Origin of the sequence: Prevotella sp. oral taxon 376 (genome assembly GCF_003043945.1) — a bacterium.
Lineage (GTDB): Bacteria > Bacteroidota > Bacteroidia > Bacteroidales > Bacteroidaceae > Prevotella.
This window is the reverse complement of the sequence record NZ_PYXG01000001.1, coordinates 508571-534476: the sequence shown is the minus strand read 5'-3', so window position 1 is coordinate 534476 and position 25906 is coordinate 508571. Positions and strand designations below refer to the sequence as shown.

Annotated in this window: 40 protein-coding genes and 1 tRNA gene; 40 read left to right on the top strand and 1 reads right to left on the bottom strand. The window is 46.5% G+C overall.

Translation table 11 applies throughout. The features are described from left to right. Positions 1–128: 128 nt before the first annotated feature. The 39 genes from C7120_RS02410 (at position 129) to C7120_RS02220 (ending at position 23231) form a co-directional block, all read left to right on the top strand. Positions 129–266, top strand: coding sequence for a DUF1963 domain-containing protein (locus tag C7120_RS02410; RefSeq protein WP_107620230.1), 138 nt, complete (start codon positions 129–131; stop codon positions 264–266). 125 nt (positions 267–391) lie between these two features. After that, positions 392–1132, top strand: coding sequence for a hypothetical protein (locus C7120_RS02405; protein WP_107621352.1), 741 nt, complete (start codon positions 392–394; stop codon positions 1130–1132). 89 nt (positions 1133–1221) lie between these two features. Beyond that, positions 1222–1470, top strand: coding sequence for a hypothetical protein (locus C7120_RS02400; protein ID WP_107620229.1), 249 nt, complete (start codon positions 1222–1224; stop codon positions 1468–1470). A 161-nt stretch (positions 1471–1631) separates the two neighbouring features. Further along, the gene (locus tag C7120_RS02395) at positions 1632–1952 is read left to right on the top strand and encodes a DUF3467 domain-containing protein (protein ID WP_107620228.1); all 321 of its coding nucleotides are present in this window, start codon (positions 1632–1634) and stop codon (positions 1950–1952) included. A gap of 203 nt (positions 1953–2155) precedes the next feature. Beyond that, a complete protein-coding gene (rpsL, locus tag C7120_RS02390; protein ID WP_092113994.1) occupies positions 2156–2536 on the top strand; it encodes a 30S ribosomal protein S12 in 381 nt (126 codons plus the stop codon). Positions 2537–2702: 166 nt separating this feature from the next. Next, a complete protein-coding gene (rpsG, locus tag C7120_RS02385; RefSeq protein ID WP_107620227.1) occupies positions 2703–3179 on the top strand; it encodes a 30S ribosomal protein S7 in 477 nt (158 codons plus the stop codon). A gap of 27 nt (positions 3180–3206) precedes the next feature. Continuing rightward, a complete protein-coding gene (gene fusA, locus C7120_RS02380) occupies positions 3207–5321 on the top strand; it encodes an elongation factor G (RefSeq protein ID WP_107620226.1) in 2115 nt (704 codons plus the stop codon). Positions 5322–5418: 97 nt separating this feature from the next. Then, positions 5419–5724, top strand: coding sequence for a 30S ribosomal protein S10 (gene rpsJ, locus C7120_RS02375; RefSeq protein ID WP_092113999.1), 306 nt, complete (start codon positions 5419–5421; stop codon positions 5722–5724). A gap of 24 nt (positions 5725–5748) precedes the next feature. Further along, positions 5749–6363: a 50S ribosomal protein L3 gene (gene rplC / locus C7120_RS02370; protein WP_107620225.1), complete on the top strand. Its 615-nt coding sequence runs from the start codon at positions 5749–5751 to the stop codon at positions 6361–6363. Continuing rightward, positions 6363–6992, top strand: a complete 630-nt coding sequence (gene rplD / locus C7120_RS02365; protein ID WP_107620224.1) for a 50S ribosomal protein L4 — start codon at positions 6363–6365, stop codon at positions 6990–6992. Before rplC ends, rplD begins: the two co-directional genes overlap by 1 nt. Positions 6993–7010: 18 nt before the next feature. Then, positions 7011–7304 carry a 50S ribosomal protein L23 gene (rplW, locus tag C7120_RS02360; protein WP_107620223.1) on the top strand — a complete coding sequence of 98 codons (294 nt, stop codon included), beginning with the start codon at positions 7011–7013 and terminating at the stop codon, positions 7302–7304. A 6-nt stretch (positions 7305–7310) separates the two neighbouring features. Then, positions 7311–8138, top strand: a complete 828-nt coding sequence (rplB, locus tag C7120_RS02355) for a 50S ribosomal protein L2 (RefSeq protein WP_107620222.1) — start codon at positions 7311–7313, stop codon at positions 8136–8138. A 10-nt stretch (positions 8139–8148) separates the two neighbouring features. Further along, positions 8149–8415 (top strand): 30S ribosomal protein S19, encoded by a 267-nt coding sequence (rpsS, locus tag C7120_RS02350; RefSeq protein ID WP_107620221.1) that lies wholly within the window; start codon positions 8149–8151, stop codon positions 8413–8415. Between the two features lie 32 nt (positions 8416–8447). After that, positions 8448–8852 carry a 50S ribosomal protein L22 gene (rplV, locus tag C7120_RS02345; RefSeq protein ID WP_107620220.1) on the top strand — a complete coding sequence of 135 codons (405 nt, stop codon included), beginning with the start codon at positions 8448–8450 and terminating at the stop codon, positions 8850–8852. Between the two features lie 8 nt (positions 8853–8860). Further along, complete coding sequence (rpsC, locus tag C7120_RS02340) at positions 8861–9592, top strand: 30S ribosomal protein S3 (protein ID WP_107620219.1); 732 nt, start codon at positions 8861–8863, stop codon at positions 9590–9592. 14 nt (positions 9593–9606) lie between these two features. Continuing rightward, complete coding sequence (gene rplP / locus C7120_RS02335; protein ID WP_092114011.1) at positions 9607–10035, top strand: 50S ribosomal protein L16; 429 nt, start codon at positions 9607–9609, stop codon at positions 10033–10035. 3 nt (positions 10036–10038) lie between these two features. Next, positions 10039–10233, top strand: coding sequence for a 50S ribosomal protein L29 (gene rpmC / locus C7120_RS02330; RefSeq protein ID WP_107620218.1), 195 nt, complete (start codon positions 10039–10041; stop codon positions 10231–10233). Positions 10234–10244: 11 nt separating this feature from the next. Next, positions 10245–10502 (top strand): 30S ribosomal protein S17, encoded by a 258-nt coding sequence (gene rpsQ / locus C7120_RS02325; protein WP_107620217.1) that lies wholly within the window; start codon positions 10245–10247, stop codon positions 10500–10502. 2 nt (positions 10503–10504) lie between these two features. Then, on the top strand, positions 10505–10870 hold the full coding sequence (gene rplN, locus C7120_RS02320; protein WP_092114016.1) for a 50S ribosomal protein L14: 366 nt from the start codon (positions 10505–10507) through the stop codon (positions 10868–10870). 19 nt (positions 10871–10889) lie between these two features. Further along, on the top strand, positions 10890–11234 hold the full coding sequence (gene rplX, locus C7120_RS02315) for a 50S ribosomal protein L24 (protein ID WP_107620216.1): 345 nt from the start codon (positions 10890–10892) through the stop codon (positions 11232–11234). Beyond that, positions 11234–11788, top strand: a complete 555-nt coding sequence (gene rplE, locus C7120_RS02310; protein ID WP_107620215.1) for a 50S ribosomal protein L5 — start codon at positions 11234–11236, stop codon at positions 11786–11788. Before rplX ends, rplE begins: the two co-directional genes overlap by 1 nt. Positions 11789–11793: 5 nt before the next feature. Beyond that, the gene (gene rpsN / locus C7120_RS02305) at positions 11794–12096 is read left to right on the top strand and encodes a 30S ribosomal protein S14 (RefSeq protein ID WP_092114021.1); all 303 of its coding nucleotides are present in this window, start codon (positions 11794–11796) and stop codon (positions 12094–12096) included. A gap of 64 nt (positions 12097–12160) precedes the next feature. Next, a complete protein-coding gene (gene rpsH / locus C7120_RS02300) occupies positions 12161–12556 on the top strand; it encodes a 30S ribosomal protein S8 (RefSeq protein ID WP_092114023.1) in 396 nt (131 codons plus the stop codon). Positions 12557–12570: 14 nt separating this feature from the next. After that, positions 12571–13143 carry a 50S ribosomal protein L6 gene (rplF, locus tag C7120_RS02295; protein WP_107620214.1) on the top strand — a complete coding sequence of 191 codons (573 nt, stop codon included), beginning with the start codon at positions 12571–12573 and terminating at the stop codon, positions 13141–13143. Between the two features lie 20 nt (positions 13144–13163). Continuing rightward, positions 13164–13508 carry a 50S ribosomal protein L18 gene (gene rplR / locus C7120_RS02290; protein ID WP_107620213.1) on the top strand — a complete coding sequence of 115 codons (345 nt, stop codon included), beginning with the start codon at positions 13164–13166 and terminating at the stop codon, positions 13506–13508. Between the two features lie 6 nt (positions 13509–13514). Further along, positions 13515–14027, top strand: a complete 513-nt coding sequence (gene rpsE / locus C7120_RS02285) for a 30S ribosomal protein S5 (RefSeq protein WP_107620212.1) — start codon at positions 13515–13517, stop codon at positions 14025–14027. A gap of 16 nt (positions 14028–14043) precedes the next feature. Beyond that, the gene (gene rpmD / locus C7120_RS02280; protein WP_107620211.1) at positions 14044–14220 is read left to right on the top strand and encodes a 50S ribosomal protein L30; all 177 of its coding nucleotides are present in this window, start codon (positions 14044–14046) and stop codon (positions 14218–14220) included. Positions 14221–14241: 21 nt separating this feature from the next. Then, complete coding sequence (rplO, locus tag C7120_RS02275) at positions 14242–14688, top strand: 50S ribosomal protein L15 (protein ID WP_107620210.1); 447 nt, start codon at positions 14242–14244, stop codon at positions 14686–14688. A gap of 4 nt (positions 14689–14692) precedes the next feature. Continuing rightward, positions 14693–16030, top strand: a complete 1338-nt coding sequence (gene secY / locus C7120_RS02270; RefSeq protein ID WP_107620209.1) for a preprotein translocase subunit SecY — start codon at positions 14693–14695, stop codon at positions 16028–16030. A 14-nt stretch (positions 16031–16044) separates the two neighbouring features. Continuing rightward, positions 16045–16845, top strand: a complete 801-nt coding sequence (gene map / locus C7120_RS02265; protein WP_107621351.1) for a type I methionyl aminopeptidase — start codon at positions 16045–16047, stop codon at positions 16843–16845. Positions 16846–16848: 3 nt separating this feature from the next. Then, positions 16849–17067: a translation initiation factor IF-1 gene (gene infA / locus C7120_RS02260; RefSeq protein ID WP_021582874.1), complete on the top strand. Its 219-nt coding sequence runs from the start codon at positions 16849–16851 to the stop codon at positions 17065–17067. A gap of 13 nt (positions 17068–17080) precedes the next feature. Continuing rightward, a complete protein-coding gene (gene rpmJ, locus C7120_RS02255) occupies positions 17081–17197 on the top strand; it encodes a 50S ribosomal protein L36 (protein WP_009160995.1) in 117 nt (38 codons plus the stop codon). 100 nt (positions 17198–17297) lie between these two features. Beyond that, positions 17298–17678 carry a 30S ribosomal protein S13 gene (gene rpsM, locus C7120_RS02250; RefSeq protein ID WP_107620208.1) on the top strand — a complete coding sequence of 127 codons (381 nt, stop codon included), beginning with the start codon at positions 17298–17300 and terminating at the stop codon, positions 17676–17678. Between the two features lie 21 nt (positions 17679–17699). Continuing rightward, positions 17700–18092: a 30S ribosomal protein S11 gene (gene rpsK / locus C7120_RS02245; RefSeq protein WP_107620207.1), complete on the top strand. Its 393-nt coding sequence runs from the start codon at positions 17700–17702 to the stop codon at positions 18090–18092. Between the two features lie 80 nt (positions 18093–18172). Beyond that, positions 18173–18781: a 30S ribosomal protein S4 gene (gene rpsD, locus C7120_RS02240; protein WP_107620206.1), complete on the top strand. Its 609-nt coding sequence runs from the start codon at positions 18173–18175 to the stop codon at positions 18779–18781. Between the two features lie 12 nt (positions 18782–18793). Then, positions 18794–19786: a DNA-directed RNA polymerase subunit alpha gene (locus C7120_RS02235; RefSeq protein WP_107620205.1), complete on the top strand. Its 993-nt coding sequence runs from the start codon at positions 18794–18796 to the stop codon at positions 19784–19786. A 23-nt stretch (positions 19787–19809) separates the two neighbouring features. Continuing rightward, on the top strand, positions 19810–20319 hold the full coding sequence (gene rplQ, locus C7120_RS02230; protein WP_107620204.1) for a 50S ribosomal protein L17: 510 nt from the start codon (positions 19810–19812) through the stop codon (positions 20317–20319). Between the two features lie 171 nt (positions 20320–20490). Then, entirely contained in the window at positions 20491–21345 is an 855-nt protein-coding gene (locus C7120_RS02225; protein WP_107620203.1) for a hypothetical protein, read from the top strand. Between the two features lie 395 nt (positions 21346–21740). Next, entirely contained in the window at positions 21741–23231 is a 1491-nt protein-coding gene (locus C7120_RS02220) for a Gfo/Idh/MocA family protein (protein WP_233247064.1), read from the top strand. Positions 23232–23558: 327 nt separating this feature from the next. Here the strand turns inward: C7120_RS02220 and C7120_RS02215 are convergent. Beyond that, positions 23559–23640: transfer RNA gene (locus C7120_RS02215), tRNA-Leu, on the bottom strand. A gap of 190 nt (positions 23641–23830) precedes the next feature. Between C7120_RS02215 and dnaK the strand changes: the two genes are divergently transcribed. Next, entirely contained in the window at positions 23831–25744 is a 1914-nt protein-coding gene (dnaK, locus tag C7120_RS02210; RefSeq protein ID WP_107620201.1) for a molecular chaperone DnaK, read from the top strand. Positions 25745–25906: the final 162 nt, after the last annotated feature.

Here is a 25906-nt window from a genome sequence, read left to right as displayed (position 1 = left end):
AAACCATAGGATTACACACGGCGTGTAACCTGATTACACGCTGCTTGTAATGCTGTTACACGCCGTCTGTAACATTCCCGGGAGCCGCCTCCGTTTGTCGCCCGGGTGGCAGGAGGCAGGGTGGGCGACTGCTCCTGCAGTCGGTGTCTGACGACGAAAGCAACATCGTCTGGGGCGACGCGGGCGTCGGCAACTTCTTTATCAACCGTAAGGCACTGCGCCGCCGCGGCTTCTCCGATGTGCTCTATAACTGGGACTGCCATTGAGTGGGAAGGCGGCTGGCCGTAGGGTATATCTTCGTTTTAAGTTTTAAGTTTTTTCAGGGAGCGTTACCAAAAAACAGGAAGATTCCTTGCGTTTCAACAAGAAACTTCCTATCTTTGTGCTTATTATGAATCAAGTTGAAGCAGTAAGACAAACCATAGAGATGCTGGGAGGCGTGGCCACCTTGGCACAGATAAACCAGAATGTCTTCAAGATCGGCGATTGCCAGTGGAAGACGAAGACACCCTATGCCTCAATTCGTCGCATCGTGAGGCATAACAAGGTCGGAATCTATCGGATAAAGCCGGGATTGTATGGGCTGGAGACTTTCAGGAGGCAGCTTGAGGCGAACGGCATGATAGAGGAAACGCCGGCGAACAGGGATACGGAAGCGATGCGGGAGTTTAACCATTATTACTATCAGGGGTTGCTGGTGGAGTATGGCAACATGAAGCAAATGGGCACCTATGTTCCCCGGCAGGACTTTCATCGGAGATATTCCAATCGGGAACTGGGCGAGGTGTGTACGCTGAAGTCCCTTCCGCACTTCAGTACGGATAAGGTGATGCGGCGAAGTTCCACGATAGATGTTATCTGGTTCAACAAAAGAGACTTGCCCGACTCGTTCTTCGAGGTGGAGCATTCGACGGATTTCCAGAACTCTCTTCTCAAGTATGACGACCTCTGCGACTTCTCCGCGCGAATGATTATTGTGGCGGATAAAAGGAGAAAGGCGGAGTTTGACAAGAAGATAAAGGCATTTGCGTTTGAGCCTATAGTCTCTCGGGTGGAGTTTCTTTCCTACGACTCTTTGATCCGCCAATACAATATGGCGCAGGAGCGGATGTCCTTGGATGTGTTGCTGTAGCCCTATGACAAACTTCCGGGGTATTGCTTCTAAGCTTTTCCTTTATGTGTTTAGGTTGTGTGAGACATTGGCAGTAGCATTCTGGGCGTATGAAACGATATATTATATTATTCTTCAGCCTTTGTGGCATTGTGCTTTCCCCGTTCCTTTCCTCCTGCCAGGAGGCGAAGACGGAAGCGGAGAGATGCAGTGCCTACTACTGGAGCACGATGCTGGAGGTGGATACGGCCTTCCTCCGGGCGCATGACATCGGTCGGCTCTATGTGCGCTATTTTGATGTGGTGCGGGAAAAGAGCGGAAAACCCGTGTCCCAATGCTACCTCCCGCTTTCAAAGTGATATGCTCCGCCAGTCTATGCGCCCGTCTTCTGCTACACCCTAAACAGCTATTGGCAGGGTCGGAAGTGGGCAGGCGTGTGGAGTATAATGCCGGGAAATGATGTTTTCTCGAATTTATTCACTATTTTTGCATATACATTATTATATTATATATAGCGATTATGGACAATGAAAATAATGAGCAGCAGATGCAGCTGCAACTGAACCTGAAGCCCGAGGTGGCTTCAGGCATTTATTCCAACCTGGTATTGATCAGCCATTCACACAGCGACTTCGTGCTGGATTTTTCCGCTGTCCTTCCCGGACTTCCCAAGCCAGAGGTTGAGGCACGCGTGATTATGGCTCCTGAACATGTAAAACGCCTGTTGGGAGCTCTTCAGGAGAATATCTATAAATATGAGCGGGAATTCGGGGAGATTGACCTTGGAGAGGGACAGCCTGGTGTGGTTTTGCCCTTTGGAAAAGGAACCCCTGAGGCCTAAACGAAAAGTTTGGGTGGTATAAAATATGTTAATAGGTTTTATATTTTGCTAAAAACGACAGGACGAGGACTTTTTCGTTTTCTATTAATTAGGTGGTTTAAGGAAAAGTGTGTACCTTTGCAGCCCGAAACGGCATGTTATGTCGTGCCACGAACTGTCGAGAAAATATAAAATTAAATATATAATAATAAAAGAGTAAAATTATGCCTACAATTCAACAATTGGTAAGAAAAGGCAGAAAGGTCATGGAAGACAAGAGCAAGTCTCCGGCTTTGGACAACTGTCCGCAGCGTCGTGGAGTTTGCGTCCGTGTCTATACCACGACTCCTAAGAAGCCTAATTCGGCAATGAGAAAGGTTGCCCGTGTTCGTTTGACAAACTCCAAAGAGGTGAACTCCTACATCCCGGGCGAGGGGCACAACTTGCAGGAACACAGCATCGTGCTGGTTCGTGGCGGTCGTGTGAAAGATCTCCCGGGTGTTCGTTATCACATCGTTCGCGGTACACTTGATACTGCCGGTGTCGCAAACCGCACACAGCGTCGTTCTAAGTACGGCGCGAAGCGTCCAAAGGCTAAGAAGTAATAAGGCGCTATACCCAAAGTCCACAGGCGGAGATGCTTGAGGACCTGGGAACTAAAGAAAAACTATCAACCGTTTTGCTGGAGAAAGTCATAAGGTTGAGTAAATGTCTGAGTGCAGGCGTTGAAGAACAGAAGATACAACCTCCGCAAATAAAGTAAAAACAACAATGAGAAAAGCAAAACCAAAGAAGCGCGTGATCTTGCCGGATCCCGTCTTCAACGACCAGAAGGTCTCGAAGTTCGTGAATCATTTGATGTATGACGGTAAAAAGAATACATCTTATAAAATTTTCTACAATGCCCTTGATATTGTCAAGGAGAAGGTGGCTAACGATGAAAAGCCACCGTTGGAGATTTGGAAACAGGCTCTCGATAACATCACCCCGATGGTAGAGGTGAAGAGCCGCCGTATCGGTGGTGCTACTTTTCAGGTGCCTACGGAGATCCGCCCCGAGCGTAAGGAGAGTATCTCTATGAAGAATCTTATCACTTTCGCCCGCAAGCGTAGCGGCAAGTCGATGGCCGAGAAGCTGGCTGCGGAAATCATGGATGCTTTTAATAATCAGGGGGGCGCATTCAAGCGCAAGGAGGATATGCACCGTATGGCCGAGGCTAACCGCGCGTTTGCTCATTTCAGATTCTAATCAAAACTTTAAAGGTAAAAAGAAACAATGGCAAACCGCGATTTACATTTGACTCGGAACATCGGTATCATGGCGCACATCGATGCGGGTAAGACCACTACATCGGAGCGTATCTTGTTCTATACAGGTAAGACTCACAAGATAGGTGAGGTGCATGATGGCGCAGCCACAATGGACTGGATGGCGCAAGAGCAGGAGCGTGGTATCACTATCACATCAGCTGCAACAACCTGTAACTGGAACTATGGAGGCAATACTTACAAAATAAACCTGATTGATACTCCGGGACATGTGGATTTCACCGCAGAGGTGGAGCGTTCACTCCGTGTGCTGGACGGTGCTGTGGCTACCTATTCCGCGGCCGATGGTGTGCAACCACAATCAGAGACAGTATGGCGCCAGGCAGACAAGTATAATGTTCCCCGTATCGGGTATGTAAACAAGATGGACCGTTCAGGCGCTGACTTCTTCGAGACCGTTCGGCAGATGAAGGATATCCTGGGTGCACGCCCTGTGCCTGTACAAATTCCTATTGGGGCAGAGGAGAACTTCAAGGGTGTAGTAGATCTCATTAAGATGAAGGCAATCCTTTGGCACGATGAGACCATGGGTGCAGAATATGATGTTGAGGAGATTCCCGCAGAGCTTTTGGATGAGGCTCAGGAGTGGCGCGAGAAGTTGCTCGAGGCTGCTGCTGACTTTGATGAGGACCTGATGGAGAATTTCCTTGAGGGTAAAGATATTTCGGAAGAGCAGATTATTGCTGCCATCCGCAAGGGCTGTATCTCAATGGAGATTACCCCGATGACACTTGGTTCCTCTTATAAGAACAAGGGTGTTCAGCCTCTGTTGGATTATACTTGCGCCTTCCTTCCTTCACCTCTGGATACGGAAAACATTGTTGGTACGAATCCCGACACAGATGAAGAAGAGGACCGTAAGCCGTCAGAGGACGAACCTACATCAGCCTTGGCGTTCAAGATTGCTACTGACCCGTTTATGGGGCGTTTGGTATTCTTCCGTGTCTATTCCGGTAAGGTGCAGGCAGGATCGTATGTCTACAACCCCCGTTCTGGTAAGAAGGAGCGCATCAGTCGTCTCTTCCAGATGAACTCCAACAAGGAAATTCCGATGGAGTCTATCGACGCAGGCGATATTGGTGCGGGTGTGGGTTTCAAGGATATCCGTACGGGTGATACTCTTTGCGACGAGGGACATCCGATCGTACTCGAGTCTATGTCGTTCCCTGATACTGTGATATCTATTGCTGTGGAACCAAAGAGCCAGGCTGATGTGGCAAAACTCGATAACGGACTTGCCAAGCTTGCAGAAGAGGATCCGACTTTCACTGTCCGTACCGATGAGCAGAGTGGTCAGACCATTATCTCAGGTATGGGCGAGCTTCACCTCGATATCATCATCGATCGTCTGAAGCGTGAGTTCAAGGTGGAATGTAATCAGGGTAAGCCTCAGGTTAACTATAAGGAAGCGATTGTCGGAACTGCCCAGAGTCGTGAGACTTATAAGAAGCAGTCAGGTGGTCGTGGTAAGTTTGCTTGTATTGATGTAACCATTGGCCCTAAGGACGAGGATTACACAGAAAGCGACTTGCAATTTATCAATGAGGTGAAAGGTGGTAATATTCCTAAGGAATTCATCCCGTCTGTAGAAAAGGGATTCAAGGATTGCCTCTCAAATGGTGTTCTCGGAGGATTCCCAATGACTGGTCTAAAAGTAACCCTTACTGATGGTAGCTTCCACCCCGTGGACTCTGACCAGCTTTCGTTTGAGCTTGTTGCCCATCAGGCATTCAAGGTGCTTGCTCCTAAGGCAAAGCCTGTCTTGATGGAGCCGATCATGCGTGTTGAGGTTGTTACTCCAGAGGAGAATATGGGTGATGTAATCGGCGACTTGAATAAGCGCCGTGGTATGGTTCAGGGTATGGAGGAGGCTCGCAGTGGTGCCCGTATCGTGAAAGCCATGGTTCCACTGGCAGAGATGTTCGGTTATGTAACAGCATTACGTACCATCACTTCTGGTCGTGCAACAAGTTCTATGGAGTATGATCATCACGCACCTGTATCCACGACGATTGCCAAAGCAGTACTCGACGAGGCTGGTGGTCATTCGGAACTTCTCTAAGAATTAACAGATAGAGTGGAGAGGCGCTGCTTAGCGAATGACTCTTAAGGAGCGTTCCTTTCTTTCTAAATTATAAATACAAATTTAAAAAATCACAATGAGTCAGAAAATCAGAATCAAGCTGAAGAGTTACGACCATCAGTTGGTAGACAAATCAGCAGAGAAGATCGTGAAGGCTGTCAAGGCTACGGGCGCTATTGTTAGCGGCCCTATTCCATTGCCGACACACAAGCGTATTTTTACTGTGAACCGCAGTACTTTCGTTAACAAGAAGTCTCGTGAGCAGTTCCAGCTTTCAGACTACAAGCGTCTTATCGATATCTATAGCTCAACTGCTAAGACCGTTGACGCCTTGATGAAGCTCGAGTTGCCGAGTGGTGTAGAAGTAGAAATCAAAGTATAGTTTAATTGTTAATATTTAATTGAAATGCCAGGATTAATTGGAAGAAAAATCGGAATGACATCCGTTTTCAGTGCCGACGGTAAGAATATACCGTGCACTGTTATCGAAGCAGGTCCTTGTGTTGTAACCCAGGTTAAAACCGTAGAGAATGATGGTTACAAGGCTGTTCAGTTAGGTTTCTCGGAGGCTAAGGAGAAGAACACTACCAAGCCTATGATGGGACACTTTAAGAAAGCCGGCACAACGCCTAAAAGGCACTTGGCCGAGTTCAAGTTTGATGAGGAGTACAACCTTGGTGATACCATCACGGTTGAGTTGTTTAACGACGCTCAGTTCGTTGATGTCATTGGTACATCTAAGGGAAAAGGCTTCCAAGGTGTTGTAAAGCGCCACGGATTTGGCGGTGTAGGGCAGGCTACTCACGGTCAGGATGACCGTCTGCGTAAGCCGGGTTCAATCGGTGCTTGTTCTTATCCAGCTAAAGTGTTCAAAGGAATGCGTATGGCTGGCCAAATGGGAGGGGACAGGGTTACTACTCAGAACCTTCAAGTGTTAAAGGTAATTCCAGAGCAGAACCTCCTTATCGTAAAGGGCTCTTTCGCTGGATGCAAAGGTTCAACCGTTTTAATTGAGAAATAATGGAAGTTAGCGTATTAAATATCAACGGTCAGGAGACCGGAAGGAAGGTAACTCTCAATGAGAGCATCTTCGGAATTGAGCCTAACGATCATGTTCTTTATCTCGATGTGAAGCAGTATCTCGCTAATCAGCGTCAGGGTACCGCTAAGTCAAAGGAAAGAAGTGAGCACAGCGGTTCCACTCGTAAGCTGGGTCGCCAGAAAGGCGGTGGTGGCGCTCGTCGCGGTGATATCAATTCTCCATTGTTGAAGGGCGGTGGTCGTGTGTTTGGTCCAAAGCCTCGTGATTATAGCTTTAAATTGAATAAAAAGGTAAAAGTTCTTGCTCGTAAGTCTGCCTTGTCTTATAAGGCACAGGAAAACGCCATTGTTGTTGTCGAAGACTTTACAATGGACGCCCCGAAGACTAAAGATTTTATAAATATCACTAAAAATCTTAAAGTCGACGAGAAGAAAACCCTTTTGCTTTTGCCAGAAGTAAATAAAAATGTATATTTGTCAGCTCGTAACTTACAGCAGGCCGAAGTTATGACTGCATCTGCACTCAATTCGTATAAAGTTTTGAATGCTGATGTTCTTGTGATTACGGAGAATTCGCTGAAGCTTATCGACGGTGTCTTAACAAAGTAATGAAGGAGAAAGTAGATTATGGCATTTATTATCAAACCATTGGTTACTGAGAAGATGACCAAGATTACAGACAAGCAGCCAAACCGTTTTGGTTTCGTTGTCCGTCCAGAGGCTAACAAACTCCAGATTAAGTCAGAGGTCGAAAGTCTGTATAATGTTACAGTAGTTGATGTGAATACAGCTTCCTATGCCGGCAAGCGTTCCGCTCGCTATACTAAGGCTGGTCTTGTGAAAGGTCAGAAGGCGGCGTTCAAGAAGGCTGTCGTTACTCTCAAGGAGGGTGATACAATTGATTTTTATAGCAATATTTAATAAAAAATGGCAGTACGTAAATTAAAACCCGTTACACCGGGTCAAAGACACAAAGTTATTGGCACTTTCGAGGAAATCACTGCATCAGTGCCAGAGAAGTCTCTCGTTTACGGTAAGCATTCTACCGGTGGTCGTAATAATACCGGAAAGATGACAGTCCGCTATATGGGCGGTGGTCATAAGAGAAGATATCGTCTTATCGATTTCAAGCGTGAGAAAGATGGTGTTCCAGCCGTAGTAAAGTCAATCGAATACGATCCGAACCGTTCGGCGCGTATCGCATTGCTTTATTATGTGGATGGTGAAAAACGCTATATTATTGCTCCTAACGGACTGCAGGTAGGTGCGAGGCTGATGTCGGGCGCAGAAGCAGCTCCTGAAATTGGTAACGCTCTGCCTTTGGCAAATATTCCTGTTGGTACGGTGATTCATAACATTGAATTGCGTCCGGGCCAGGGTGCATTGCTTGTTCGTTCGGCTGGTAATTTTGCTCAGTTGACTTCTCGTGAGGGCAGTTATTGTGTAATTAAGCTCCCTTCTGGAGAGACTCGTAAGATACTCTCTGCTTGTAAGGCTACCGTAGGTAGTGTGGGTAATTCGGATCACGCTCTTGAGCAGTCTGGTAAGGCAGGTCGCTCTCGTTGGCTGGGTCGTCGTCCTCACAACCGTGGTGTTGTTATGAACCCTGTTGATCACCCGATGGGTGGCGGTGAGGGTCGTCAGTCCGGAGGTCATCCAAGATCTCGTAAGGGTCTGTACGCTAAGGGTCTCAAGACTCGTGCACCGAAGAAGCTTTCTAACAAGTATATTATTGAAAGAGCTAATAAAAAATAAAGAGTAAATTATGAGTCGTTCACTTAAAAAAGGTCCATATATCAATGTATCACTCGAGAAGAAGATTCTCGCTATGAACGAGAGTGGTAAGAAGAGTGTCGTTAAGACATGGGCCAGAGCATCAATGATTTCCCCGGAATTCGTGGGACATACTGTTGCAGTTCATAACGGAAATAAATTTATCCCTGTTTATATTACAGAGAACATGGTAGGACACAAGCTCGGAGAGTTCTCTCCAACTCGTCGTTTCGGTGGGCACTCTGGTAATAGGAAGTGATAGGGCAAACCATTTAAAAAGTAAAAATAATAATGGGAGCAAGAAAACATATAGCAGCTGAGAAAATAAAGGAAGCTCGCAAGAATTTGTACTTCGCAAAGCTCAATGGCATTCCTTCTTCTCCACGCAAGATGCGCTATGTAGTCGACATGATTCGTGGTATGGAGGTAAACCGTGCTCTCGGAGTACTGAAGTTCTCTAAAAAGCATGCTGCCGCAGATGTTGAGAAACTGCTGCGCTCGGCTATTGCAAACTGGGAGACTAAGAATGATCGTAAGGCAGAAGACGGCGAACTTTATGTAAGCAAGGTCTTCGTTGATGAGGGCGTTACAATGAAACGAATGAGACCTGCACCTCAGGGTCGTGGTTACAGAATCCGTAAGCGTTCGAACCATGTTACTTTGTTTGTTGATGCCAAAACTAATGACGAAAAATAAGAAATAGCATGGGACAGAAAGTTAATCCAATAAGCAACCGACTTGGTATTATTCGTGGTTGGGAATCTAATTGGTTTGGTGGCAAAGACTTTGGAGATAATCTGGTAGAAGATCAGAAAATTCGTAAGTATCTTAATGAGCGTTTGGCCAAGGCCAGCGTTTCAAGGATTGTCATCGAGCGTACATTGAAACTCGTTACCATTACTATTTGTACAGCCCGTCCGGGCATCGTTATAGGTAAAGGTGGTGCTGATGTCGATAAACTGAAAGAAGAGCTGAAGAAGCTCTACAAGAAAGACATTCAGATTAATATATTTGAAGTAAAGAAGCCTGAGCTTGACGCAACAATTGTAGCAAACAATGTCGCTCGTCAGATTGAGGGTAAGATTGCTTACCGCCGTGCCATCAAGATGGCAATTCAGAATACGATGCGTGCAGGAGCAGAAGGTATCAAGATTCAAATTTCAGGTCGTCTGAATGGTGCTGAGATTGCACGCAGCGAGATGTACAAGGAGGGGCGCACACCTCTTCACACATTCCGTGCAGATATTGATTACTGTCACGCAGAAGCCTTGACAAAGGTGGGCTTGCTGGGTATTAAAGTATGGATTTGTCGTGGTGAGGTTTACGGAAAGCAAGACCTTACGCCTAATTTTACTCAGGAGAAGCAGAGTGCTGGCCGTCCTAACAACAGCGGCCGTGGTCGTGGTAATCGTAGAAGAAACAATAACAATCGTTAAAAGTAGAAGCTATCATGTTACAGCCAAAAAGAGTAAAATATAGAAGGCCCCAAGATGGTCGTGGCAATAAAGGAAACGCCCACAGAGGGACACAGCTGGCATTTGGTTCATTTGGAATCAAGACCCTTGAAGCCAAATGGATTGACAGTCGCCAGATAGAGGCAGCTCGTGTAGCCGTAAACCGCTACATGAACCGCGAAGGCCAGGTATGGATCCGTATTTTCCCAGACAAACCAATCACCCGTAAGCCTGCTGATGTTCGAATGGGTAAAGGTAAAGGTGATCCAGCAGGATGGGTAGCGCCTGTTACACCAGGTCGCATCCTCTTTGAAGTAGAAGGCGTTTCTTTTGATGTGGCTAAGGAGGCTCTTCGTCTTGCTGCACAGAAACTGCCTGTTAAGACAAAATTTGTTGTTAGACGCGATTACGATAAAAACGCTTAAACTATGAAGATTAAAGAAATAAGAGAACTCACCGACAAGGAACTGCGTGAGAAACTGGAGATTGCTGTGGCTGATTTGCATCAGAAGAAGCTGAATCATAGCATTACTCCTCTTGAGAATCCATCACAGATTAAGCTCGCTCGTCGCGACATAGCACGCATGAAGACAGAACTTCATCAAAGAGAACTTAATAAATAACAGTGGTCCAGATGGAAACAAGAAATTTAAGAAAAGTAAGACAGGGTGTCGTTATCAGTAACAAAATGGACAAAACCATTGTTATTGCAGCTAAGTTCAAGGAGAAGCACCCTATTTATGGTAAGTTTGTCCAGAAAACAAAGAAGTACCATGTGCATGACGAGAAAAATGAGGCAAATGTAGGTGATACTGTGCAGATCATGGAGACTCGTCCTCTATCTAAGACAAAGAGATGGAGATTAGTACAAATTGTTGAAAAAGCTAAGTAATTATGATACAAGCAGAATCAAGACTTACAGTATGTGATAACAGCGGTGCACGCGAGGCTCTTTGCATCCGTGTACTTGGTGGTACGCGCCGTCGTTATGCAAGTGTCGGTGATATTATAGTCGTTGCTGTAAAGAATGTCATCCCGGCAAGTGAATTGAAAAAAGGTGCAGTATCTAAGGCTTTGATTGTTCGCACAAAGAAAGAAATTCGTCGTGCAGATGGTTCTTACATCCGCTTTGACGATAATGCTTGTGTATTGCTGAACAATGCCGGCGAGCTTCGTGGTAGCCGTATCTTCGGTCCTGTGGCTCGTGAGTTGCGTGCGGTTAATATGAAAGTCGTTTCTTTGGCACCTGAAGTTCTTTAAATAATTAAAAGAAAGAGTAATGGGTAAATTACATATTAAAAAAGGGGACATGGTTCTCGTCCTTGCAGGAAAAGACAAGGATGTCAGAAAGTCTAATGGCAAGTACCCTGCACCCCACAAAGTACTGAAAGTGCTTGTTGATAAAGAGCGCGCAATAGTGGAAGGCGTTAATATCGTATCTAAGAGCACAAAACCTTCAGCTAAAAATCCTCAGGGAGGCATTATTAAGCAGGAAGCTTCCATTCATATTTCAAATCTGAGTTTGGTAGATCCAAAGACTGGCGAGCCTACCCGTATCGCAATCAAGCGTGAGGGAAAGAAAGTTACTCGTATAGCTAAAAAATCAGGGGAGGAAATTAAGTAATGAATACAGCAGAGTTAAAGAAAGTCTACAAGGAGACAATAGCTCCGGAGCTTCAAAAACAGTTCAACTATACTTCTACTATGCAGATTCCCGTCCTGAAGAAGATAGTTATCAATCAGGGGCTGGGTGATGCAACGCAGGACAAGAAGATCGTAGATGTCGCAATCAATGAGATTACGGCTATCACAGGCCAGAAAGCTGTTGCGACATATTCAAAGAAAGATATAGCGAATTTCAAGCTTCGTAAGAAGATGCCAATCGGCGTTATGGTAACATTACGCCGTGAGCGTATGTATGAGTTCTTGGAGAAACTCATACGCGTCGCTTTGCCTCGTATCCGCGACTTCAAGGGTATTGAAAGCAAGTTTGACGGTCGCGGCAACTATACTCTCGGTGTTACCGAGCAAATTATCTTTCCAGAGATTAATATTGATCAGGTAGATCGTATTCAGGGTATGAACATTACTTTCGTAACATCTGCTAAGACAGACGAAGAAGGGTATGCTCTGCTCAAAGCATTTGGTCTTCCTTTCAAGAACGCTAAAAACGATTAAGAAATATGGCAAAAGAATCAATGAAAGCCCGTGAGGTTAAGCGTGCAAAGCTTGTTGCTCAGTATGCTGAAAAGCGTGCTGCTTTGAAAAAGATCGTCGCTACGGCTCAGGATCCTGCAGAAGCTTACGAGGCAGCTCGTAAACTTCAGGCTATTCCAAAGAATGCGAACCCAATCCGTCTTCACAACCGTTGCAAGATAACAGGCCGCCCAAAGGGATATATTCGTCAGTTCGGTCTTTCTCGTATCCAATTTCGTGAAATGGCTTCTGCGGGTCTTATTCCTGGAGTGAAGAAAGCAAGCTGGTAAGCGAGGAGAATTTTTATTATTTAATATTGTCGGGGTAGGCCCGATTAATTAAACATTTATTTTTATGACAGATCCAATAGCAGATTATCTGACAAGACTCAGAAATGCAATCATGGCTCATCACCGTGTTGTTGAGGTTCCTGCGTCTAACATGAAGAAGTCTATTACAAAGATTCTCTTCGAAAAAGGCTATATCTTGAACTATAAGTTCATAGAAGATGGCCCTCAGGGAACTATCAAGGTTGCCTTGAAGTATGACCCGCAAACAAAGCAAAACGCAATTAAGAGTTTGAAGCGCGTATCTACACCAGGTCTTCGTAAGTATACTGGTTACAAAGATATGCCAAGAGTTATTAATGGATTAGGTATTGCAATTATATCTACATCTCAGGGTGTTATGACTAACAAAGAAGCTGCCGAGCAGAAGATTGGCGGTGAGGTTCTTTGCTACATTTATTAATTGGAGGATTGAATATGTCAAGAATAGGAAAATTACCAATTAGTATTCCATCAGGAGTTACGGTTAATTTCGATGAGAAGTCGAATGTAGTTACAGTCAAAGGCCCAAGGGGGGAATTGTCCCAGAAAATCGACCCATCTATCAAGTTTAAGAACGAGAATGGTGAAATTACCTTTGAAATTGACGAGAAGAGTTCGGTGGATATCAAGCAGAAGCAGGCATTCCATGGTTTGTATCGTTCCCTTGTAAACAATATGGTTGTCGGAGTGAGTGAAGGCTACAAGAAAACAATGGAGCTTGTCGGTGTAGGTTATCGCGTTTCCAATCAGGGCAATCTGGTAGAGTTTTCCCTAGGTTATACCCATCCGATATTCATTCAACTCCCTAAGGAGGTTAAGGTCGAGACAAAGTCTGAAAGAAATCAGAACCCTATCATAACTCTGGAGTCTTTCGACAAACAATTGCTGGGACTCATTTGTGCAAAAATTCGTTCTTTCCGCAAGCCTGAGCCTTACAAAGGAAAGGGTATCTTATTCCAGGGTGAGGTTATTCGCAGAAAGTCAGGTAAGACAGCTGCAGCTAAGTAATTTTAATTGATTTTACGATTATGACAATAAAGAAAGTTGAAAGACGAATTAAGATAAAGTTCCGTATTCGTAAGAGTGTAAAAGGGACAGCCGAGCGTCCTCGTCTTAGCGTTTTCCGCTCAAACAAGCAGATTTATGCTCAGGTTATTAATGATTTGACAGGTAGAACCCTAGCCTCCGCATCTTCTCTAGGACTTGAAAAGTTGCCAAAGATTGAACAAGCAAAGAAAGTTGGCGCTCTTGTGGCGGAAAAGGCAAAGACCGCTGGGATTGAGGCAGTGGTTTTTGATCGTAATGGTTATTTGTATCACGGTCGTGTGCAGGCGTTGGCTGAAGGGGCTCGTGAAGGAGGTCTTAATTTCTAAACGATTATGGCAATGAATAGAGTAAAAGTAAATAGCGATATCGAACTAAAAGATCGTTTGGTTGCTATCAACCGTGTAACAAAGGTTACAAAGGGTGGTCGTACGATGCGTTTCGCTGCCATCGTCGTTGTAGGTGACGGAAACGGAGTTATTGGATGGGGGCTCGGCAAAGCAGGTGAAGTTACTGCTGCTATCCAGAAAGGTACAGAGTCTGCCAAGAAGAATCTTGTTAAAGTTCCAGTCATCAATGGAACTGTTCCTCATGAGGTTGAAGCTAAGTTTGCTGGAGCCCGGGTACTTCTCAAGCCCGCTGCTACAGGTACGGGTCTGAAAGCAGGAGGTGCTATGCGTGCAGTCTTGGACAGCGTCGGCATTACGGATGTCATCGCTAAATCCAAGGGCTCTTCGAATGCCCACAATTTGGTGAAGGCTACGATTCTCGCCCTCAGCGAGATGCGTGATGCCTACACTGTAGCTGGTGATCGTGGTATAGCGATGAATAGAGTATTTAATGGTTAATTAGGAGATATAAACTATGGCAACAATTAAAATCAAGCAGATTAAGAGTCGTATCGGAGCTCCGATAGATCAGAAGAGAACTCTTCTTTCTCTGGGCCTCCATAAGATTTCTCAGGTTGTTGAGGTAGAAGATACTCCGAGCAACCGCGGTATGGTTCGCAAGGTTCATCACCTGGTAGAAGTAGTTAAATAATTTTTAAATTCAGAAGCTAATATGAAATTAAATAATTTAAAGCCAGCTGCAGGCTCAACACATTCTCGCCGTCGTATCGGTCGTGGTCCAGGTTCAGGTCTGGGCGGAACTTCAACACGCGGTCATAAGGGTGCAAAATCTCGCTCTGGCTATAAGAGGAAGGTTGGTTTTGAGGGAGGTCAGATGCCGCTGCAGCGTCGTGTCCCGAAATTTGGTTTCAAGAATATCAACCATAAGGAATACCTTGCTGTCAACCTGTCAACCCTCCAGTCCCTTGCTGAGACAAGAAACCTCACAAAGATTGGTATTGCAGAGCTCAAGCAGGCAGGTCTTACCAATGGCAAAGAGCTTGTGAAGATTCTTGGCAATGGTGAATTAAAGGCAAAAATTGAAGTAGAAGCAAATGCGTTCTCTAAGACGGCCGAAGAAGCTCTCAAGGCTGTTGGTGGAACCGCAACTATTATCTAAGTAAATGAAAAAGTTTATTGAGACACTAAAGAACTGTTGGAAGATAGAGGATTTGCGTCAGCGTCTCCTCATAACTCTTCTGTTTACGGCTATTTACCGTTTTGGCTCGTTTGTAGTACTTCCAGGTATTAATCCGGGCATGTTACAGAAACTTCAGTCGCAAACCTCTGGTGGCCTTATGTCGCTATTGGACATGTTCTCTGGTGGTGCATTTTCGAATGCGTCAATCTTTGCACTCGGAATCATGCCTTACATCTCAGCTTCTATCGTGATGCAGCTTCTTGCTGTCGCTGTTCCTTATTTCCAAAAGATGCAGCGTGAAGGTGAGAGTGGTCGCAAGAAAATCAATTGGTATACTCGTATCTTGACTGTGATTATCTTGGTATTCCAGGCTCCGAGTTATCTCATCAACCTACGAATGCAGGCCGGTCAGGCTTTGGCCTCTGGCATTTCATGGTCGGTGTTTATGATTCCGGCAACCATTATTCTTGCGGCAGGAAGTATGTTTATCCTATGGTTGGGTGAGCGCATTACAGATAAGGGAGTTGGGAATGGAATCTCCTTGATTATTGCAATTGGCATTATCGCCCGTCTTCCTCAGGCTTTTGTCCAAGAGGTAGGCTCTCGCTTTACGGCGATTAGTGGTGGTGGCCTTGTTATGTTCATCGTTGAGATTCTGATTCTTTATGTGGTTGTTTGCCTGTCAATTCTGTTGGTACAAGGAACTCGTAAGATACCTGTACAATACGCAAAGCGACTTGTTGGTAACAAGCAGTTTGGCGGAGCTCGTCAGTATATTCCTTTGAAGTTGTTTGCTGCTAATGTGATGCCTATCATCTTTGCTCAGGCTTTGATGTTTATTCCTTTGGCAGTCGTACAGTATCAGAGCGAGAATGCCAGCTGGCTGGTTCAGAATCTGATGAATACACGCAGTCTGCTGTATAATGTGATCTATGTGATCTTGGTTATCGCCTTTACCTATTTCTATACGGCAATCACCCTGAATCCAACTCAGATGGCTGAAGACATGAAGCGCAATAATGGCTTTATTCCCGGTATTAAGCCGGGCAAGGATACTGCAGAGTATATCGATACCATCATGTCTCGTATTACTTTGCCAGGCTCTTTGCTTATCGCCTTTGTGGCTATCATGCCTGCGCTTACAAGCTTCCTTAATGTTCAGCAGGAGTTCTCACAGTTCTTCGGAGGAACTTCTCTCTTGATCCTTGTTGGTGTTGTTATTGACACGCTCCAGCAAGTTGAGAGCCATCTCCTGATGCGTCATTATGACGGATTGTTGAATTCCGGCCATACTCGCCAAGGAGCTGTATCAGCCTATTGATCAGGGATATCGTAATGGAGGTATTTCTGAAGACGGAAGATGAAATCAACCTGATGCGCAGGGCAAACCAACTTGTTGGGGCGACTCTTGCAGAATTGGGTAAGCATATTAAGCCAGGTATTTCGACTCTCCAATTGGACACGATTGCAGAGGAGTTCATTAGAGACCATGGGGCTATCCCTACTTTTAAGGGCTTCCCTAATCCTTTTGGAGAGCCGTTTCCAGGCAGCATTTGCACTTCGGTGAACAATATTGTTGTACATGGAGTACCAGATGAGAAAACTATCCTCAAAGACGGAGATATTATCTCAATCGATTGCGGAACACTTCTCGATGGTTATAATGGCGACAGTTGCTATACCTTTTGCGTAGGAGAGGTTGCTCCCGAAGTGAAGCATTTGCTGAAAACCACCAAGGAGTCTTTATATCTCGGTATAGAGCAGGCGGTAGCTGGAAAGCATCTTGGCGACATAGGCGCAGCTGTTCAGGAACACTGTGAGAATGAGGGCTACGGCGTAATCCGCGAACTCGCAGGGCATGGAATTGGTAAGGAAATGCACGAAAAGCCACAGGTTCCAAACTATGGGCATCGTGGTAATGGTATGTCGCTAAAAGCTGGCATGTGTATTGCCATTGAGCCCATGATTACGATGGGCGATCGACAAATTTGGTTGCTGCCGGATAAATGGGGAATTATAACCCGCGACGGAAAACCTGCTGCTCATTTTGAGCATACGATCGCGATTCGTGAGGGCAAGGCTGAGATTTTGTCCACATTTGAGGAAATAGAAAAGTTAGAAGGAGATATTTATTAAAATATGGCAAAACAGTCTGCGATAGAGCAAGATGGGATCATCGTTGAAAGCTTGTCTAATGCGATGTTCAGAGTAGAACTTGAGAATGGTGTACAGATTATTGCGCACATCTCGGGCAAGATGAGAATGCATTATATAAAAATTCTTCCTGGCGATAAGGTGAAAGTGGAAATGAGTCCATATGACTTGACAAAGGGCAGAATCGTTTTCAGATACAAGTAACAATATTAAAGAAATGAAGACTAGAGCATCATTAAAGAAGCGTACACCCGACTGCAAGATTGTTCGTCGCAAGGGTCGTCTGTTCGTTATCAACAAGAAGAACCCTAAGTACAAGATGCGTCAGGGTTAATGTTAAAGAACCGTAAATGTGCTCATAATTGCAGAATTATGGGTATCTTTGCATACTTTTAGCAAAATTCAGAACAAATTTTTTATTATTTATTTAACAAATGGCAATAAGAATTGTTGGAGTAGATTTGCCCCAAAATAAGCGTGGCGAAATCGCATTGACCTATATCTATGGTATTGGTCGAAGTAGTTCAGCAAAGATATTGGATAAGGCCGGTGTAAGCCGCGATCTGAAGGTCAGTGAGTGGTCTGACGATCAGGCAGCCAAGATCCGTGAAATAATCAGTGCTGAATTCAAAGTAGAAGGTGATCTCCGCTCGGAGATTCAGATGAGTATTAAGCGCCTGATGGATATCGGTTGCTATCGTGGAGTTAGACATCGTAATGGTCTTCCTGTTCGCGGACAGAGCACAAAGAATAATGCCCGTACTCGTAAGGGTAAGAAGAAGACAGTTGCTAACAAGAAGAAGGCTACTAAGTAATTCTGAAGGAGGAAATTAATTATGGCAAAAAATCAGAAAGCAACATCTAAGAAAAAAAATGTAAGAGTCGACGCAATGGGTCAGCTCCATGTACATAGTTCTTTTAACAACATTATTGTGTCCCTTGCCAATTCGGAAGGTCAGGTCATTTCTTGGTCTTCTGCCGGTAAGATGGGATTCCGTGGTTCTAAGAAGAATACTCCTTATGCAGCCCAGATGGCAGCAGAGGATTGTGCGAAGGTAGCCTACGATCTTGGTCTCCGCAAGGTTAAGGCCTATGTCAAGGGGCCGGGCAACGGTCGCGAAAGTGCTATCCGCGCCGTGCATGGCGCAGGTATCGAGGTTATTGAAATCATTGATGTAACACCATTACCTCACAACGGATGCCGTCCTCCGAAGCGTCGTCGCGTATAATTCAGTATAGAGTTGATTGTTAAGAGTTACAGATTAGCTCTTGCAGAATTTAGAATTTAAAAAGAACATTTTATAATATTATGGCTAAGTATATAGGTCCGAAATCTAAAATTGCACGCCGATTTGGAGAACCCATCTTTGGTGCTGACAAAGTTTTGTCCAAGAGAAACTTCCCTCCTGGACAGCATGGCAACAACCGTCGCAGAAAGATGTCTGAGTACGGTGTCATGTTGGCAGAGAAGCAGAAGGCCAAGTACACTTATGGTGTGCTTGAACGCCAGTTCCGTAATATGTTTGAAAAGGCAGCTAAGGCCAGCGGTATCACGGGCGAGATTCTCCTTCAGAATCTTGAATGTCGTCTCGACAATGTTGTGTTCCGTATGGGTATTGCCCCTACTCGTGCAGCAGCTCGTCAGCTTGTGGGACACAAGCACATTGTTGTTGACGGGAAGGTCGTAAGTATTCCTTCTTTTGCTGTTAAGCCTGGTCAGATTGTAGGCGTTCGTGAGAAAGCTAAGTCTCTTGAGGTCATTGAGGCATCCCTTGCGGGTTTCAACCACAGCAAGTATCCTTGGATCGAGTGGGATGAGAATTCTAAGAGCGGCAAGTTCTTGCATAAGCCAGAGCGTGCCGATATCCCTGAGAATATAAAGGAGCAGTTAATCGTTGAGTTGTACTCTAAAGCTTAAATTATTAAATTAATGGCAATATTAGCATTTCAAAAACCCGATAAAGTAGTGATGCTGGAGGCTAACGACCATTTCGGCAAGTTCGAATTCCGCCCTCTTGAGCCGGGCTTCGGCGTGACCATTGGCAACGCTCTCCGCCGCATTCTCCTCTCATCACTCGAGGGCTTTGCCATCAACACCATCCGCATTGGTGGTGTTGAGCATGAGTTCTCGTCAGTGCCTGGTGTAAAGGAGGATGTTACTAATATCATCTTGAATCTCAAGCAAATTCGATTCAAGCAAGTAGTAGAAGAATTCGAGAATGAGAAAGTTAGTATCACCGTGGAGAACACAACAGAGTTCAAGGCGGGTGATATTGGAAAGTATTTGACTGGATTTGAAGTGTTAAACCCTGATTTGGTGATTTGTCATTTAGATGCAAAGGCTTCAATGCAGATAGATCTCACCATCAACAAAGGTCGCGGATATGTACCGGCAGATGAGAATCGTGAGTTCTGCACTGATGTCAATGTGCTCCCCATCGATTCAATCTACACCCCGATTCGTAATGTGAAGTATTCAGTTGAGCCATATCGTGTCGAGCAGAAGACTGACTATGACAAGCTGGTTCTTGAAGTTACGACGGATGGTTCCATCGCTCCAAAGGACGCGCTGAAAGAGGCCGCTAAGATTCTTATCTATCACTTCATGTTGTTCTCTGACGAGGAGATTACTCTTGAAAATCCGGATCAGGATGGCAATAAGGAGTTTGACGAAGAAGTACTGCACATGCGCCAGCTCCTGAAGACCAAGTTGGTTGACATGAATCTCAGTGTTCGTGCCCTCAATTGTCTGAAGGCCGCTGATGTAGAGACCCTTGGCGATCTCGTTCAGTATAACAAGACCGACCTCTTGAAGTTCCGCAACTTTGGTAAGAAATCGCTCTCAGAGCTTGATGATTTGCTCGAGAGTCTGAATCTGTCGTTCGGAACCGACATTTCAAAGTATAAACTGGACAAGGAATAAGTCCGCAAAAGTAAAAAACAAAAATGAGACATAATAAGAAATTCAACCACCTGAGTCGTACTGCAGACCATCGTGCAGCCATGCTTGCTAACATGGCTATCAGCTTGATCCTGCACAAAAGAATCACTACGACTCTCGCCAAGGCTAAGGCCTTGAAGAAGTATGTAGAGCCCCTCATCACACGCTCTAAGAAGGATGACACCAACAGCCGCCGTGTTGTTTTCCGTTATCTGCAAAATAAAGAGGCAATCAAGGTATTGTTTGGTGAGGTCGCTGCAAAGGTGGCTGAGCGTCCGGGTGGTTATACCCGTGTCATAAAGCTTGGAACCCGTCAGGGTGATGCTGCAGAGATTGCTTTCATCGAGTTGGTAGACTTCGATGAAAACATGGCCAAGACTCCTAAGGCTGAGAAGAAGACTCGTCGTAGTCGTCGTTCCACCAAGAAAGCAGAGGAGGCTCCTGTAGCAGAGGCTCCGATTGCGGAGGCTCCCACAGAAGAAGCCCCTAAGGCCGAAGAGGCACAGGCAGAATGATTCAGGTTTTTCAATCATGCATCTATAGAGCGCTTTCCCGAAAAAGGAAAGCGCTTTTTTCTTGACTTAGCGGCGATATGATTTAGGGAAATCCCTATCTTGATTTAGGGGAAAAGACCTCGTTTCGTCATCTATTTAAACTATCTTTGTAAATAGATTAATAGTTCGAACATGAAAACGAAGAAAGGATTTATCATGGTAATAGGTGCGACGCTGCTGGTAAGCAGTTGCGGTACCTATGCCGGCACCGGCGCCTATGCAGGCGCGGGGCTGGGATCGATTCTCGGCAGCGCAATCGGCGGCCTTAGCGACGGCCCCCGTGGGTCGGATCTGGGCACAATTGTCGGCATGGCGGGAGGCGCCGTGGTGGGAGCTGCCATCGGTAATGCGCAGGACCAGAAACGCCCTGCCGATCTGGATCCGTATCGGCAGGGCCAGACGGAGCGGGCAGCAACCCGTGCTGACAGGCAGCGGCAGGGCGCGGTTGAGCCATATACGGTTCCTGAGTCCGACCCCGCCTATGGCAGTGGATTTGACGAGTCGAACAGTGGCGACGACCGCATCTATGATTTCAACAGCAGCGACTATACCGGCAACTACACGGCTCAGCAACCGGTAGCCACAACTCCCGCATCTTCAAGCGTTGAAGAGTTGAGGGCGGGCTTCACCTATAGCCCTGATATCGAGATTCGCAATGCCCGTTTTGTAGACGACGATGAGGACAACGCCATCTCCCGCGGTGAACTCTGCAAGGTGATCTTTGAAATTGTCAACAAGAGCTCCCGTACCCTCTACGATGTGCAACCTGCGGTTGTGGAGGCCAGTGGCAACAGGCATCTCTTTATCTCTCCGGGCATCCATATAGAGAAGATTGAGCCTGGCAAGGGTATTCGCTACACAGCTTTGGTGAAGGCTGATAACCGCTTGAAGAAAGGGAATGCAAAGATCTGTGTATCGGTTTTGGAAGGTAGGAATAAGATTATCTCGAAGGTAAATGAGTTCAACATTCCCACTTTAGGCAAGTGATTGTCTGACATAAAACTTGTTTTTACGAGCGGTTGAGCCGCGGGGCATGGCATCCTTCTTATGCCTTTTCTCTTGAGAGGATGCCCGCCGTCTTGTAGGAAGCCGCTTTCTGATGGACAAAATCGCCGATTTTGTCCCACGATTTCGCCGATTTCGTCGTTCAATCTCGCCGATTTTGTCAAGTCGGGAACCACTTAACGGTTTGGAACGGGTAACCGGTCCAGTCCTTATTGATTGTGAGCAGTGAGAACGGTAGACGAGATTTTTTTATTTTTTTCTTATTTCGGGGTTCTCCTTTTGTGGGATATTTTGTATCTTTGCCATATCGAAAGATCTAAAACCAAATCAATATGAAAAAGTTATTCTTACTTACTGTCTTGTTCTTGGGCTTCTCCATGTTGGCTGCAGGACAAGAAGTGGCTTTCAATTGGCCGTATAAGGTTGTAGACGGCACCATTGTTACGGAGACTCCTGCCCGTCCGACAGGTCAGCGGACAGCTCTCGGTCTGACCGTGCCAAAGATGTCCGTAGTCCGCGTGGGTTTCGTGGGTCTGGGCATGCGAGGCCCTGACGCCGTCAGACGGTGGACTTATATCAATGGCACGGAGGTGAAGGCTCTCTGCGATCATGAGCGGGAGCGGGCTGAGAAGTGCAACGAGATCCTGAGGGGGGCGTCCTTTCCTGCCGCCGATGTGTATGCCGGCGAGGATGGCTACAAGCAGCTCTGCGAACGCAAGGATATAGACTTGGTCTACATTGCTACTGACTGGCTCCACCATTTCGTCGTGGCCAAGTATGCGCTTGAGCACGGCAAGCATGTGGCGATAGAGGTTCCCTCTGCCATGAGCCTTACAGAGATATGGGAACTCATCAACCTCTCCGAGAGCAAGCGGCTGCATTGCATGATGCTCGAGAACTGCTGCTACGATTTCTTCGAGCTCAACTCTCTAAACATGGCGCAGCACGGCGTGTTCGGTGAGGTGCTCTATGTGTCGGGGGCTTATCGCCACGACCTCTCCCCATTCTGGGATGCTTACTGGAAGAAAGACGCGAACGACAAGCTCGGCTGGCGTCTCGACTATAACCGGAAGTTTCGCGGCGATGTCTACGCCACGCATGGGCTGGGTCCCATCGCCCAAGTGCTGAATATCCATAGGGGCGACCGTATGAGGACACTCGTTGCCATGGACACTAAGTCAGTTAACGGTAAGGCGTGGGTAGAGAAAATGTCAGGCCAGTCCTGTGCCGACTTCGCCAACGGCGACCATACCACTACGCTCATCCGAACGGAGCGGGGGCGAGTGATAGAAGTACAGCACAACACAATGACCCCGCAGCCCTATAACCGCATGTATCAGCTCGTGGGTACGCGAGGATTTGCCAACAAGTATCCCGTGGAGGGCTATGCCCTTTCCGGCAAGGAAATGAAGAATGTGGGCGTAACGCCCTCTGCCGACGACCTCTCGGGCCATTCCTACATGAAACCGGCAGACCGCAAGGCGCTGGAAGCCAAGTATGAGAGTCCGTTGCTCAAGAAGTATGCTTCTGAGGCCAAGGAGGTGGGTGGACACGGCGGTATGGACTTCATCATGGACAGCCGACTGGTCTACTGTCTGCAGCACGGGCTGCCGCTCGACATGGATGTCTACGATCTGGCAGAGTGGTGCTGTCTTGCAGAGCTGGGCAGTCTCTCGATGAACCATGGCTGTATGCCGGTGGAAGTGCCCGACTTCACCCGGGGGCACTGGAACGAGCAGAAATCTTATCGGCATGCCTTTGCCACTCCGGAAGAAGAGGCTGCGGCAGACAAGGTCAGCGCCGAGTTTACAGCCCGCTTGAAAGCGAAAGGTGCCAAGTATTGGAAGAAACATGCCGACAAGAAATAGAATTCGTTATTGATAGATAGAGTGGGAGAGCGTGGATATTATACCCCGGTTCGGAATAAGGATTGGAGTATAGCAGGTTTAATTTGGCGCAAAGCAGGATGAAAGAGGTGTTTGATGGCTCTTTCCAATTAGAAGTGCAAAATCTCCGCGGTGTTTAGAGTTATGAGAAACACCGTGGCGGTTTGCCTTTCAGTTGTGGGTGCGAGGCTCCAAATAGTAATAAGATTCCGAAGTAATACAAAAAAGAGAAGAACAAAAGTGAACCCCGAAAGTTAGACAAAAAACTTTCGGGGTTCACTTCATGCCGAGCTTTCCTCTTTCGATTAGTGCGCCTGACAGGACTCGAACCTGCACGGCATTCACCACTAGATCCTAAGTCTAGCGCGTCTACCAATTCCGCCACAGGCGCCAATGCGGGTGCAAAGATACGATTTTAAATTCAGACGGGCAAAGTTTTGCTGGAAAAAATAGGAAGGCGTGCTGACATCCCTGACACATTGGCACATTTCCGATGGGTGATGCAGCCTTTGGCACACCTTTTGTTATGTAGAGTGTGATTTTAAATGTTCGAATTATAACAAATAAAGAAATATACAACAATGGGAAAGATTATTGGAATCGACTTAGGTACTACCAACAGCTGCGTAGCAGTTTTTGAGGGTAACGAACCAGTGGTAATTGCCAATTCAGAGGGTAAGCGTACAACGCCTTCTGTTGTCGGCTTTACGAAAGACGACCGTAAGGTGGGTGATCCTGCAAAGCGTCAGGCCATCACCAACCCGAAGAATACGGTTTACTCTATCAAGCGCTTCATGGGTGAGACCTACGATCAGTCTAGGAAAGAGGCTGAGCGCGTACCTTTTGAAGTGGATAATGAGAATGGCTATCCTCGTGTAAACATCGAGGGTAAGAAATATACCCCACAGGAAATCAGTGCGATGATTCTTCAGAAGATGAAGAAGACCGCTGAAGACTATCTGGGTCAGGAGGTCAAGGATGCCGTTATCACGGTTCCGGCTTATTTCTCTGATTCCCAGCGTCAGGCTACTAAGGAGGCTGGACAGATAGCTGGACTGAATGTCCTCCGTATCGTCAACGAGCCTACGGCGGCTGCTCTTGCCTATGGGGTGGACAAGGCCAATAAAGATATGAAGATCGCCGTGTTCGATTTGGGTGGAGGAACATTCGATATCTCAATCCTTGAGTTTGGCGGAGGCGTATTCGAAGTGCTTTCCACCAACGGTGATACTCATCTTGGCGGTGATGACTTCGACCAAGTGATCATTGATTGGCTGGTGAATGACTTCAAGTCGGCCGAAGGTATCGACCTGAGTAAGGATCCTATGGCCATGCAGCGCCTGAAGGAAGCTGCGGAGAAAGCCAAGATTGAACTTTCAAGTTCTACGACCACAGAGATCAACCTGCCTTATATCAGTGCGGAAGGCGGTGTTCCGAAGCACTTGGTCAAGACGCTTACACGCGCTCAGTTTGAGCAATTGGCACATGCGCTGATCCAGGCTTGTCTCGTTCCTTGCCAGAATGCGATGCGCGATGCCAAGCTTTCCACATCAGATATCGATGAGGTTATCCTCGTAGGCGGCTCTTCTCGTATCCCTGCCGTGCAGACATTGGTGAAGAACTATTTCGGCAAGGAGCCCTCAAAGGGTGTCAACCCGGATGAGGTTGTTGCCGTTGGAGCAGCAATCCAGGGTGCCATCCTGAACAAGGAAGAGGGTGTGGGCGATATCGTATTGCTTGATGTAACCCCCCTGACACTCGGTATCGAGACCATGGGTGGCGTGATGACCAAGCTGATTGATGCCAACTCGACCATTCCCTGCAAGAAGAGCGAGGTGTTCTCTACAGCAGTAGACAATCAGACTGCGGTAACAATTCATGTCCTGCAGGGTGAGCGTCCGATGGCGGCACAGAACAAGAGTATCGGTCAGTTTAATCTGGAAGGTATCGCTCCGGCTCGTCGCGGTGTTCCTCAGATAGAGGTTACTTTCGATATTGATGCGAACGGAATCCTGAATGTGAGTGCCAAGGACAAGAACACTGGTAAGGAACAGACCATCCGCATAGAGGCTTCAAGTGGTTTGAGCAAGGAGGAGATCGATCGTATGAAGGCTGAGGCTGAACAGAATGCGGCTTCTGACAAGGCAGAGCGTGAGAAGATTGATAAACTCAATCAGGCTGACTCTATGATCTTTACGACCGAGAACTTCCTGAAGGACAATGCCGACAAGATTCCGGCTGACCAAAAACCCGGCATCGAGCAGGCACTCCAGCAGCTCAGGGACGCCCATAAGGCTGGTGATGTTACGGCCATCGATACAGCTACGGCAGCTCTCAATCAGGCCGTTCAGGCTGCCAGTGCCCAGATGTATCAAAGTTCCGCTGGCCCCCAGCCTGGTGCCGACGCCGGTCAAGGCTTCCAAGGCACCTCCGACAACCAGTCGCAATCCTCCGATGACACCGTCCAAGATGCCGACTTTGAGGAAGTGAAGTAAAAGTGCTAACAAACGCTAATCAAAAATAAGTAAATCCCAGTAATATAATGAGTTACTGGGATTTTTGTTTCTTAATAATAATTAAATCTTATCGTTTTTAATCGTTTTTGTGCTTATATTTGTACCATATTTGTGCCGCGACTTAATGGGAGATAAAGTGCG